This is a genomic window from Dokdonella sp. (genome assembly GCF_044227025.1).
Classification (GTDB): Bacteria; Pseudomonadota; Gammaproteobacteria; order Xanthomonadales; family Rhodanobacteraceae; genus Dokdonella_A.
The window spans coordinates 82452-94900 of the sequence record NZ_JBGAFX010000006.1; the positions used below are offsets into that span (position 1 = coordinate 82452).

Below are 12449 nucleotides of genomic sequence, written 5' to 3' on the forward strand. Positions count from 1 at the left end.
GCTTTCGCCGCATTGCCTAGACTCGCCGTCGCGCAGCCGTGGGGGCGGGTGCGCTCGCAGCGGGCGACGCGATGTCGTCCGCGCCCGTCGCACATCGTTCCGGGGAGAGATCGATCATGGCCAGTCGTCGCGCGCGGGTTGCCCTCACGGCAGCGGCCGCCGTGTTGTCGTTGAGTGCCTACGGCACCGCAAAATGGGTCGGCCTGCTGGCACCGGTCATCATCGTCACGCCACCGCCGACCGTTTCGGTGGCGCCAGCGCTGGCGACGCCGGCCGATTGCAGCGTGCTCGTCGACGACATCTTCTGCACCGGCTTCGATCCGATTCCGACCGTGATGCCGGGCACCACGCCGGCAGCGCTGGGTCCGCCCTCGACCGTCGCGTTCAACGGCCTCGGCCTGATCGCCGACACGCTCAGCCACGCGCCGCGCCATGTCGTGCCGACGCGCTGGGCGCCACCACCCGCCGCGCTCGCCAGCCCGACGATGCCGAGCATTCCCCAGGTCGGCGTACTCGGTCGGCGCGATGCGCTGATCGTCTACGTGCCGGCGGTACAGGGCGCGGCGGACTATCGCGCCTACATGGTGGATTCGTCGGTCACGTTCGCGGGCACCCAGCCGCGCGGCGCGACCGTCGCCTGTGCGGGTTTCCGCCAGCGCTACGTGCGCAACATCGATGCCCTGCAAAGCAACAATCCGCTGGTCAGCGCGGTGCATCACCGCGAACTGTTGCAGGCGATCGAGGTACCGGGACTGGTCGCGAACGGCCCGTACACGATCGTCGTCGAGGCGCTCGCCTCGCCGTGTCCGTTTCCCGGCGTGATGGCGCACACCAATGCGACGATCCCGCTCACGACGGTCGATGCGTCCAGCAGCGGTGGTGACCATTTCTCGTTCCGCAGCTTCGCCGACATCAGGGCGATGTACGGCAACGAGATCCTCAACGGACAGGGCAGCACGCTGGCCGACTACAAGAACGTGAATGCCGCGCACGAAGCACCGGCGGAATTGATCGGCCAGCCGGTGCCACCCAACGATGCCGTGATGCCGGCCGATCCGCAGGTGATCGCGCGCAGTACCTTGCGCGTGTCGCGGCCGGCCGGCGACGAGGCGGTCAACGCGCCGATCTTCGACATCGGGCCGAACGCGGTGTTCGACGATTTCGGCAGCGACGCCGTGATGACCTCGTTCCATACCGAGACGCGTTCGGAAGGCGCGGGTCTCGTCAGCGGCGGCCAGTTCGGCGACTGGTACTTCTGGACCATCGCGGTGCAGCCGGCGCTGGATGCGATGTCGAACTGGGAGAATGGCAACAATCCGAAGGGCGTGCAGGTGTGGCGTCGCCACGGCCGCCTGTATTCGACCTTCGGCGACTGGGCGCAGGACGTGCTCGGCGCGGTGTACTTCGCCTCGACGCGCACGCAGCCGCAGGAACTCGATGCGACGAAGTACGTGCACTCGTTCTTCCGCATCGACTCGGGCGCGACGCCACGGCGCTACTGGCACTGGATGATGTGCGGCGGCGCGACGCGCGACGAACTCGTTGATCCGTCCACCCACGTGCCGCGCGGACGCCCGGTCGCGCAACCGTTCTTTTACGCACCGGACGGCCGCAATCCGACGGCGCCGATGCTCGGTGAGCCGCTCACGCCGTACCATGACAAGGAATGCCTGAGCCTCGTGCAGATCGGCGGCTACTGGAACTGGGGACCGCCGCCGAACGCGGGGCCGACCTGGTACGACGAGCCGCATTCGCAGCTGCATGCGTTCATCAGCCCGGCGGGCGTGGAGAACGGCATCATCAACCTCAAGCCTGCGGGCATCGACGACTACGATCCCGACGCGACCGGCGGCATGTTCTGGCGCCTCGACGCGGACCGCCATCCGACCAGCCCGATGTTCGAGCCGTTCGACCAGCAGGCGCCGCTGACGCATTTCGACATCTTCACGCGCCACGATCGCGTGGTGCTGTACATCAACGGGCGCCAGGCCTGGTGCGGCGACCTCAGCGAGCGGCCGCTTGCGATGCACTACGGATTGATCGCCTACGGCAACGTGCTCTACCACTCGAGCGCGGAAACGAGCGCCGCCTACACCGGCGTGGAGTCGTACCAGGGCGCGGTCGGTGGCAGCTTCCACTACATCATGAACACGCCGTGGTCGGACACGCGCATCTGGGATGCGGTCGGGCAGAGCGAGAAGATCGACATCCCGTCGCAGTTCACGTTCGATGCCGGCGCCTGCTTCAAGCCGAAGTCGACGGCCGTGCAATGAACGCCGCATGCGCGATGTCGATCGCGCAGCGCCTGCGGGTCGCCGGCGCTGCGCTTGCGCTCGCATGCGTGTTCGCTTCGCCGGCGGCACGCGCGTTCGACCCGCGCTCGATCGATCGCATCCGCAGCGACGGCTTCGAGTCTGCGACACCGACGCCGATGCCGCTGGTCTCGCGCAACCGGCCCGCGTTCGCGAGTGCCGGCAATGCCGCCGCGGTCAACGACGGCGAGTACTACGGCGGCGCGACCTGGGATGTCGTGCCGGGCGACGCGACGCCGGCGTGGGTCGCCATCCAGGTCGGCGCGGGCCCGACGCGCGCGATGCTGAACTGGGTCGCGTACCCGGGCAGCAACCTGCCTACGCACTACCGCATCGAGACCTCGGCGAATTCCAGCAATGGCGCGGACGGCACCTGGACGACGGCGGTGACCGTCGTCGACAACGGCGTCGAGGCGCGCGCGCATCCGTTCGCATTCGCCGGGCAGCAATGGGTGCGCTTCGTCGTGACCCGCGCGCACGATGTCGGGCAGGCGATCTCGATCGACGAGATCGACGTGCAGGACGCCAGCACCGGCAACGCCGACAGCTGGATGTTCGTCGGCGACTCGATCACCGCCGCGGCGTTCCATCGCGGCCTGTTCGAAGGCAATTTCCCCGAACGCGTGCACACCGTCTCGCCGGCGTTCTTCCCGCTCATGATCGGGGCAGGCGTCGGCGGCACCAGCACCGTCGATGGCGTCGCGCGCATCGACGAATGGCTGGCGATCCATCCGCATTTCCAGAACTGGGTGATCTCCTACGGCACCAACGATTCGGCCAACGAAGATCCGCAGTTCGCGCCTGCATTCGGCGAGCGGCTGCGCTTCATCGTCGCGACGCTGCAGGCAGCGGGCAAGACCGTATTCGTGCCGCGCATCCCGTACAAGACCGGCGGCGAGGCGTACCTCGCTCCATACAACGCGCAGGTCGATGCGGTCGTCGGAGAACTCGGGCTCGGCGCCGCGCCGGACCTGTATGCGTGGTTCCTCGCCCATCCGGACCAGCTGTACGACGGCGTGCATCCGAACGACGCCGGTTCGCGTTCGATGAACCAGCTGTGGGCCGATGCAGTGCGTCCGCTGTACCCCTGATCGATCCCGTTGCGCGTGGTGGTCGGCCGGTTCCCTGTCGCGGACGGTGCCGCATCCGGCGCGAACTGCGCAGTCGGTCATGGTTGCCGCGAGGCGCAGCGCGCACAGTGCGCTTCGCACACGGCGCGGAGTACGGGCGATGGCGCGGCGATGGATCCTTTCGCACCTGATGGCATTGCTCGTCTCGGGCGCGCTTCCGCTTGCGGCTGCGCCGAACGGTTCGCCATCCGGCACGCCGGGTGTCTGGGAACCGATCACGCTCGCCGCGCTGAACGGCGGCGACGCCGGTGTCGAGAACGGCGACACCATCCAGAGCGTGATCGCCGACCCGGTGAATCCGGGCACGTTCTACGTCGGCGCCGGCAACAACGACGGTCGCGCGATCATCTGGCTGCGCACGACCGACTTCGGCGACAGCTGGCAACTGCGCGACCATGCGACGATGCACGGCAATCCGTGGGGCTTCAGCATCGACCCGAATCCGTCGCGCGATCCCGGCACGTTGCCGACGCTGTATTCGCCGGCCGGTTACGGATCATTCGGCGTATGGAAATCGACCGACGGCGCCGCCAGCTGGCAGCGCATGCCGGGCGCCGACACTGCGTTCGCGCCGTACAACCCGTTCGGGCCGACGCTGACCGATCTCTACCACGCGATGGTGCTGCCCGACGATCCGCCGAACCACGTACTCGTCACCTACCACTACGGCTTCGCCAACAACGACGACGGCGGCTTCGGCGAATCGTGGGACGGCGGCGTCAATTGGGTCGTGCATCCGCCGCCGGCCGGCGTCGGTACCTCGCACTACGTGATCCCGATCAGCGGCACGACCTGGTGCGTGATCGCGCAGAGCAACAACGGCGACAGCGGCATCTGGCGCACGACCACCGCCGGCCGCGTCGGCGGTACGCCGGCGCTGCATTACCGCGACGGCACGATCAGCACGGCGGCGTGGACCAAGGTGAGCAGCGTCGAACACGTGCACGGCAGCTTCGGTGCGTGGAAACTCGCGGACGGAACCTGGTACGTCGCCGGCTGGACCACAATCGCGAAGTCGACCGACCAGGGCGCGACCTGGGTCGACGTCGTGTCCGGCAACTGGCCCGGCACGTTCAACGGCGTCAACACGTCGGCGATCGTCGCGACCGGTCGCTACCTCTACGCCAACTCCTTCATCGAGACGACGCAGGCACGCGCGCCGATCGGCGACGACACCAACTGGTCGCGCGATTACGCGCCCGCGGTGAGCGCGAACGGATCCAACCCGTTCGGTACCGCGGTCGCGTATTCCGCCGCGATCGGCAGCTACGTGATCCTCATGGGCGACCATACGCACGGCATCGTGTGGCGCTACATCGAACCTGCGGCAGGCGATGCGATCTTTGCCGACGGATTCGACGGCTGAGCGGAAGGTCGCCGGTCCGCTCCGAACATCTGCGCGCGTTGGTCCTTGTGCCGATCGTCTCCACGGTCCCGTGTGAACGGACAGGGACGATGCACCGCCTGGCGCGCATCGTGCGCGACCCGGGCGCGCCGGCGTCGCCGTAGCCGGCGCACGCCCGGCGCTCAGCTGCAGCGCCGCGCAGTCGCATGTCCGCGCCACGGGATGTTCGGGTTGGGCGCGATTTTCCGTTTCCCTGATGGAGCCTGCCAATCGAGGGTCCATCCGCCATGTCCCGCCGTCCCGCAATTCCCTTGGGCTTGTGCCTGCTCGTCGCCGCGTTCGCGGCTCACGCGGACTACCGCATTGACTGGTACGTCGCCGCCGGTGGTGGCGGCCTTTCCGCCGGGCCGAGCGTGTTCAGCATCGAGGGCACCGTCGGCCAGCCGCTCGTCGTCACCTCATGCAGTCCGGGCGCCGCGGAATGCGCCGCGGCGGACTGGACGCTGACCAGCGGCTACTGGACCGGCGTGCCGTGCGACACCACGCCGGACGTCGTGTTCTGCGACGCCTTCGAACACTGATCGATTTCCCGAACCTCTGCTGCAAGGAGTTCACCCATGGCCACGAACCGATTCCGCTCCTTCATCCTCGCCGTCTCGGCGACCCTGCTGCTCGCGTCGGTCGCGCACGCTGCACAACCCCTCGGCTCCGCGTTCACCTACCAGGGCGAACTGCGCAGCGCCGGCCAGGTCGCGAGCGGTGCACACGATTTCCAGTTCAGCCTGTACGACGCGTCATCCGGCGGCACCCAGATCGGCGTCACGCTGCAGCAGAGCCTCACGGTCTCGGCGGGCCGCTTCGGCACGACGCTCGACTTCGGCGCCGGCGCGTTCAATGGCGACCGGCGCTACCTGCAGATCGCGGTCAGTCCGGCCGGCGCCGGCACGTACGAGACACTGACGCCGCGCCAGGAAGTCACCGGCACGCCCTACACGCTCGCGCAGCGGATGCGTTCGATCGTCGTGAGCGGCAACGCGATGTTCCACAATCCGAGCGACGCGCAGACGACCTCGACGACATACGGGCCGCGCCTGTCGGCGACCGCGCAACCGATCGGTTTCTCGATTCCGCAGCCGGCCGACTGGGACAAGACGCAGCCGTTCACGGTCACGCTGTACTTCGCCGTGCCGACGTTGTCGGCCTCTTCGATCGTCAACTGGCGCCTGCAGGCCGGCTCGCAGAATCTCAACCTCGATGTCGGATCGGCGAACTCGGGCTGGGACACGCTCGGCTACGGCGGCCAGGAGGACGGCCAGCCGCTCAACATCTATGCCGCGCCGGGGCGCACGAACATGATGAAGTCGCAGACCTGGACCGCGCACTGGAGCCAGACCTACCACACCTGGTACTTCGGCGCGGGCGTCAACACGAACAACGATTTCGCCGACGATCCGCAGTGGACCTTCATGTTCCAGCGCGGCAGTGCCGTCGCGGGTGGAAACGGCGAGGGTTACGGCCAGGGACTGACCGTCGTTTCGGCGGAGGTGCGCTACCCGTCGCATTGAGGGCGGGCGCGATCGCGATGCGAGCGGGCAAGCGCGCGACCGCGTGCCGCAGGACAATTCGACGCCACTCGGAGCCGTGCGCACCTCGCGCACGGCTCCCGACGTTCAGCGGAACGTGCGCACGATCACCGGCAGGCTGGTTATGCTCACCGAACTCGCCGACTGGTTGCACGCGCGCATGCTGCCCGCGCCCGGTCCGGTGATCACGATCGGGCCGAATACGACGCTCGCCGGCGGCGTGGCGCCGCTGCCGAGTCCGAACACGGCGAGGTCGCCGACCTGGGCACTGCCGAGGCTGAGCCCGAGAGTGCCGCAGCCGTTCGCCGCGAGGCTGAAACTGATCGAGCCGGTGGTGGTGTTTCCGGCCATCTTCGCCAGCGTCACCACGCCATTGGCGATGCCGGGATTCGGATAGCTGCCCGAAAGACTGCCGCCCGCCGGTCCGCTCGGGGAAATGCTTCCGTCCAGCGCGAACTGCGCCACGGGCGTCGTCGAAACCGCAGTGCGCGGCGACAACGGCGTGCCGTTCACGCCGACCTGCAGCCACAGCTGCGTGCCGGTGAACGCGCCGGGGAACGACAGCGAAACGGTGAACAGGCCGCCGGTGATCGGGAAGCTGTTCTCGGTGATGGTCGAGCCGACCTGCGAACCACCGCTGGACGCATTGAACAGCGCGAACGTCAGATTGAAATTGCCGTTGGCGGGTTGCCCGGCCTGCGTCAGTTGGCCCTGGTAGGTGAAGTCCGGAAGTTGCGCAACCTCCGGCGCACGCTGGTCGGCGCGTGCGAGCGAGACGCCGCAGGCGAACACGCAGGTCGCGGCGAACAAACGAACTGTGCGAGTGTTCATGAGCACACCTCGAAACCGTAGTTGAAAATGGAGTCCCGGTCGGCCCGGCCGGGCAGGAAGCCGGAAAAGATCGTGAAGGTGCCGCCGTTGGCGACGCCGGCAAGCGGCTGCCCGATCGTGGCGTCGAGGCGGAAGCAGCCTCCGCTGGAGGTGCTGCGTCCTCCGCCACCGGCTATCACCGAACCCGACAACGTCTGCGAGCTCGCCTGCATCGCGACGACCGAGACACCGAGCAGCAGCCATGCAGCAACGCTGCGCGCACGTCGTCGTCGGAGTCCGCGCGCCGCGCCTGGAGCATGGCTGGCTGGAGCGAAACGAAAATCGCGAGTGCGGGTCGGCATGGCTAGATCCCCTCGAATGACCAAGTGACAAACGATCGGGAACACCGGTGTGCGGCGGGCACCCCTGCTTGTCGAGCGGGTGCCGATGGCCGTCGCTGCGGGGAGTGTCCGGAACCGTCGGCCGGGCCGAATCGGCAAGTGCGCCTCCCCGCCGAAATTCTGCGCCTCGCAAGGCGGCGAGTCACGCGCGCGATGCTCGCCTTCGCCGATTGCGGGCAGCGCGGAAAGGGGGCGTTAGCGTATCTGCGAGGTCCGCGTCAGCCGTCGAAGCCGTCTTCGAAGATCGCGTCACCGGGCCATTCGTAGGCGCCGATGTCGAACGCGCCGAGCACGGGGCGAGCGCCTGCCGCAACGGGATGCACGTAAACGCGGGTCGGCGCGAGCGGCTCGCCGCCGCCGCTGCCGGGAGCGACGCCCGCGTCGATGACTGCGTTCGCGCCCGCAAGCAGGCGGTAGTCGTAGTGCGCCGCATCGACGAACAGCGCGGCGTTGCCGATGTAGTTGTGATCGAGCAGCGCGTTCGCCTGCGAACTCGGCGTGCCGCCGCCGTGGAAGATGTTGTTGCGCGCGACTGCCGACGTGGTCGCGGTGGCGCCGATCTGCAGGAACGTGCCGCTGCCGCGATCGTTGACGAAGGTGTTGTTGACGACGAACAGGCGATCATCGGTGTTCGGCCCGAGTCCTTCGCTGAGGTAGTCGAGCATGGCGCCGTTTTGCGTCGTCGACGGCTGTTCGACGAGGTTGCCGATCACGTACGAGAGGCCGCCGTTCGGCAGGTTGATCTCGTAGCTTTCGCTGCCGCCGGCTTCGCCGGTGAGACGGTTGTAGAGGATGTCGTTGCGCGCCGCGCGCGACTTGAGCAGGTGGCCGACGACGGCACCGTGCGACCAGTTGTAGCGGAACACGAGCCGCGCCACATGGCCGATGTAGAGGTTGTGCGAATAGCCGTCGCCGGCGCCGTTGTGGGCGAACTCGCTGTGCTCGATCGTGATTGTGCTGGCGATGTTCTCGCCGGCGAGGATGCCGTTCTCGTTGTCGTGGAACCAGGCGTTGCGAACGGTCAGGTTCGTGCCTTGCTGGCGGATGCCGGCACCGTTCGCGTCGGGCACGTGACAACCGGACAATTCGACGTTGTCGATCGTGGTGTCGTTGCCGCTGATCACCCAGATCGCCTTGCCCTGGGCATCGTTGCCGGCGGCGTCGATGTGCGGTCTTCCGTTGACGCCGCGCAGCGTCAGCCCGTTGGTCGACCATGCGCAGACGTCGCCGTCGTAGGCGCCGGCGGCCTCGATGAGGATCGTGTCGCCGGCACCGGCGGCGGCGATCGCCGCGCAGGGAGCCGCATACGCCTGGCCCGGACCGACGTGCAGCGTGTTTCCCGCTGCCACGAGCGGCAGCAGGCAGCACGCGATCGCACAACGGCCGGCTCGGATCGCCATGGTCGGCACCGGGGAAGGGTCTGCATCATAGCGCCAGGTCGCGCCTGGCCTGCGGTGCGCGTGCCGGGGTCGCGTCGAAGCCGTTGGTGAATACCGTCTCGCCGCGCTCGCAAGGAGCTGAGGCATCGTAGCGCGCGACCAGCGCTTCGCTGCCGACGCCGTCGATCCATGCGCCGTTGCCGAGCGTCAGCCAGCCGTCGCCATCGCCCGCGGCCGCGACGCCGCCATGCAGGCCGAGGTTTGCGCTGGCCCGGCACGGCGCACCTTCCGCGTCGAACTCCGCGATGCGCGCGCCGACGTGGCCGCTGCTGTCGATGAAGTCGAACCCGCCGACGAGGAAGCGACCGTTCGTTGCCTGCACGAGTGTCGTCGGCATTCCACCGACGCCGCCGTGTGCGTCGTGCAGGACGGCGCCGTCCGCGCCGTCGAGGCGCACGAGACGGAAGCCGTCGGCGGGATTGCCGGCGAGCGTGACGAACACGTCGTCGTCGCGTGTGGCGATGCCGGCGGTGTCGAGGCTGCCGAAATCGCCGGCGGGGTTCGGCAACGCGTGCGTCCACACACGCGCGCCGTCGGCGGAAAGCTTCCATACCTGCGCCTTGAACACGCCGAAGCGGGATTCGGGCGCGCCCGCGACGACGATGCCGTCGGAGACCGCGGCAAGGCGCGGGCTGCCGAGCGGGTTGCCGAGTTCGCCGTCCTCGCGGTCGGTGAACACCACGGCACCGTCGGCCGCGAAGCGCACCGTGAGGTACCCGCCGCCGATCGCCGCGCCACGGCCGGCAACCATCGCCCCGCCGTCCGGCAGTGCGAGGATGTCGTCGGCCGAGGCCAGCGCCTGTCCGGACGACCAGCGCCAGTCCGCGAGCGGCGTGCCATCTGCGGAATAGCGCAGGACGACGAGGTCGCCGCCGTCGCTCGCACGCACGAGCAGGTCGCCGTTGCTGGCCGTGGCGGTACGGTGCGCGCCGCCGACGAAGCGGCCGACTCGCGTCGTGTCGGACCAGGCGAGCTCGCCGGTGGCGAGGTCGTATGCGCGCACCTGGATGCGCGCGCCATCGGCGCCGGAGCCGTCCACGATCGCTGCGCGCGACCCGTCGCCGAGCGCCGACATGCCGATCGTCTCGCCCGACACCGCTTCGCGCAGCCAGTCGAATGTACCGTCTGCGGCGAATCGCACGAGCGCGGCGTGGTTGAATCCGTGGTGGCCGACCGCGAGCGCCGCGAGTACGTGTCCCGTCGCCGATCGGGCGACGTCCACGCTCGTTGGCGAGTGGATCGGCTCCGGGTGCTGCCACACGCCTTGCCACTCGGCGGTCCAGTCCGCGGATGCGCTGTTCGCGAGGCAGGCGAACAGCAGTGGGATTGCGGTCTTGTGCATCGGCCGTGCTCCTTCGGTGTTGATGCCTATACGGAGCATGGCGCCGGATCCTGTCATCCGCGTACGCTCTTGGCGGCGCAACGCTTTGGAGCGCATCACCGCACGATCTAGACTGTAGCCAATGCCCATCGACGATACGATCCATCGCGACGACCTCGCCATACCGGCCCTGCACGATTTCTGGTCGCGCCGGCTGCGGTTCATGCGCGGCGAGGCGGCCGGCGAATACGATCCGCGCCGGCAGCATCTGGATCGCGTGTTGACCGACAGCCTCGGCATCGGCCAGGAGCAGATCGCGCGCTTCCTGTCCAACCAGCCGAGCTTCGAGGCATTGCAGCAGTTCGTGCTCGACTGCCTCGGCGGCGCGATTGCGCCAACGCGCGTGGCGTGGGTGAACGCCTTGCAGGACGGTAACGAATATCCGCCGGATGTGCGCGAGAGGCATGCGCAGGTGCGCGCACTCGCGCCGGTGCTCGACCCGGCGGACCTCGCGCACTGGGACGAGCACGGCTATGTCGTCGTGAAGCAGGCCATCACGCCGCGCGAGTGTGCCGATGCGTTCGCGGCCGTGCATGCGCACGTCGGCGCCGATGCCGACGATCCTGCGACGTGGCATGCCGCGCATCGGCGCCAGGGCATCATGGTGCAGTTGTTCCAGCACCCCGCTCTGGAACCGGCGCGTACGTCACTGCGCATCCACAAGGCCTGCGCACAGTTGTGGAATGACGAGGACCTCGTCATGAGCACCGATCGCGTCGGCTTCAATCCGCCCGAGGGCGCACACTTCCAGTTTCCGGGACCGCACCTGCATTGGGATGCCGTGCTCCAACCGCCGCTGGGACCCGGCGTGCAGGGCATCCTGTATCTCGCGGACACGCCGGCGGAGCAGGGCGCGTTCACCTGCATTCCCGGATTCCATCGCGGCATCGACGACTGGCTGCGCGCGCTGCCGCCCGGCGTCGACCCGTACTCGCGCATCCCCGCCGAAGCGGCACGCCCGATCGCCGGCGACGCCGGCGACCTGATCCTCTGGCACCACGCATTGCCGCACGGCAGCCGCCCGAATCGTGGAGTGCGACCGCGCGTGGTGCAGTACCTGACGATGTATCCTGCGCGACCAGCGTGACCATCCCGCGGGATTGTCGACATGATGGAAGGACGACGAATGATCGGGTCCCCAGCGCTGCAAGTCGCGCTGCTGCTCCTCTGCAGCGGATGGGTCGGCCGCGCGGACGCAGCGAGCAGCCTCGGCGCGCACACCCTTCTCGGCCACGAGGACGGCAACAGTCCGGCGCTGGCGACCACTGCGCCGATCGCGACTGCCGCCAGCGGCAGTGCGCTGATCGCGTTCAGTGCGGGGTATGCGAGCAACGACCAGGCGCCGACCGACAACTATGCCAACAGCTGGGTACGGCTCGGCAATCCGGTCGTGTATCGCGGCTACGACGGCGTTTTCGACGTGAAGGCATATCGCGCGATGGCGGCGAGCGGCGGTTCCGCGCACAGCGTGACGATCGTGAAGAACGGCGTGCCGGCGGGCGAGATCACGGTGCCTTTCATCGAGATCCGCGATGCCGGCGTGCTGCAGGCAGTGGCGCAGAACTATCCGCCTGCAGGCAACACGCTCACGAGCGGTGACGTCACCACGACCGGACCGGCCACGCTCGTCGCGCTCTGGTGGGGTGACGCGGGCGGCCTGCATCATTCCGCGGTGCCCGGCAACGGTTTCACGATCATCGAGAACTTCGTCGACCTGCCGCCGAACAGCGCGGTGCAGTGCGTGGTCGCCTGGAAGCAGGTCGCGGCGGCGGGCACCTACCACGTGTCGTGGGCGACAACGCCGGCGCAAGGCGCGCCGCTGTGGCTGTTCGCGTTCCAGTCGGGCGGTGATGCGATCTTCACCGACGGCTTCGATCCATCGGGCACCCGCTCGGTGCGATGAGCGTGCCGCCGGCGCCGTGCAGGGTTCCTGCAGCGACCGGCGCGACGCGGGCCTGATGGCGTGCGAAACAACCGTTCCCCATGTCTCATTCGCGCGCGCTTGGGCGTTCTGCGTGGATGGGCCGCGATGATGCGGTCCATTTCTT

The 12449-nt window shown here is 68.4% G+C and carries 11 protein-coding genes; 7 read left to right on the forward strand and 4 right to left on the reverse strand.

What is annotated here, in order from left to right; genetic code table 11:
• The first annotated feature begins 116 nt into the window (after positions 1-116).
• The 5 genes from ACILRJ_RS14595 to ACILRJ_RS14615 all read left to right on the forward strand — a co-directional run bounded on the left by ACILRJ_RS14595 (position 117) and on the right by ACILRJ_RS14615 (position 6352).
• Positions 117-2273, forward strand: coding sequence for a hypothetical protein (locus tag ACILRJ_RS14595; RefSeq protein WP_395683933.1), 2157 nt, complete (start codon positions 117-119; stop codon positions 2271-2273).
• Entirely contained in the window at positions 2270-3403 is a 1134-nt protein-coding gene (locus ACILRJ_RS14600; RefSeq protein WP_395683934.1) for an SGNH/GDSL hydrolase family protein, read from the forward strand. The genes ACILRJ_RS14595 and ACILRJ_RS14600 overlap by 4 nt, the downstream gene beginning before the upstream one ends.
• A 139-nt stretch (positions 3404-3542) precedes the next feature.
• Positions 3543-4808, forward strand: a complete 1266-nt coding sequence (locus tag ACILRJ_RS14605; RefSeq protein WP_395683935.1) for a hypothetical protein — start codon at positions 3543-3545, stop codon at positions 4806-4808.
• Between the two features lie 266 nt (positions 4809-5074).
• The gene (locus ACILRJ_RS14610; RefSeq protein WP_395683936.1) at positions 5075-5368 is read left to right on the forward strand and encodes a hypothetical protein; all 294 of its coding nucleotides are present in this window, start codon (positions 5075-5077) and stop codon (positions 5366-5368) included.
• 36 nt (positions 5369-5404) lie between these two features.
• Positions 5405-6352, forward strand: a complete 948-nt coding sequence (locus ACILRJ_RS14615; RefSeq protein WP_395683937.1) for a hypothetical protein — start codon at positions 5405-5407, stop codon at positions 6350-6352.
• A 105-nt stretch (positions 6353-6457) separates the two neighbouring features.
• On the opposite strand, the gene ACILRJ_RS14620 is transcribed toward ACILRJ_RS14615, so the two are convergent.
• The 4 genes from ACILRJ_RS14620 to ACILRJ_RS14635 all read right to left on the reverse strand — a co-directional run bounded on the left by ACILRJ_RS14620 (position 6458) and on the right by ACILRJ_RS14635 (position 10362).
• The gene (locus ACILRJ_RS14620) at positions 6458-7201 is read right to left on the reverse strand and encodes a hypothetical protein (protein WP_395683938.1); all 744 of its coding nucleotides are present in this window, start codon (positions 7199-7201) and stop codon (positions 6458-6460) included.
• Positions 7198-7542, reverse strand: a complete 345-nt coding sequence (locus tag ACILRJ_RS14625; protein ID WP_395683939.1) for a hypothetical protein — start codon at positions 7540-7542, stop codon at positions 7198-7200. The genes ACILRJ_RS14620 and ACILRJ_RS14625 overlap by 4 nt, the downstream gene beginning before the upstream one ends.
• Before the next feature lie 257 nt (positions 7543-7799).
• Positions 7800-8981, reverse strand: coding sequence for a hypothetical protein (locus ACILRJ_RS14630; RefSeq protein ID WP_395683940.1), 1182 nt, complete (start codon positions 8979-8981; stop codon positions 7800-7802).
• A gap of 25 nt (positions 8982-9006) precedes the next feature.
• Entirely contained in the window at positions 9007-10362 is a 1356-nt protein-coding gene (locus ACILRJ_RS14635) for a hypothetical protein (protein WP_395683941.1), read from the reverse strand.
• A gap of 121 nt (positions 10363-10483) precedes the next feature.
• On the opposite strand from ACILRJ_RS14635, the gene ACILRJ_RS14640 reads away from it, so the two are divergent.
• Together ACILRJ_RS14640 and ACILRJ_RS14645 are read left to right on the forward strand one after the other, a co-directional pair.
• Positions 10484-11488, forward strand: a complete 1005-nt coding sequence (locus ACILRJ_RS14640) for a phytanoyl-CoA dioxygenase family protein (RefSeq protein ID WP_395683942.1) — start codon at positions 10484-10486, stop codon at positions 11486-11488.
• 39 nt (positions 11489-11527) lie between these two features.
• Positions 11528-12304, forward strand: coding sequence for a hypothetical protein (locus tag ACILRJ_RS14645; RefSeq protein ID WP_395683943.1), 777 nt, complete (start codon positions 11528-11530; stop codon positions 12302-12304).
• Positions 12305-12449 lie beyond the last annotated feature (145 nt).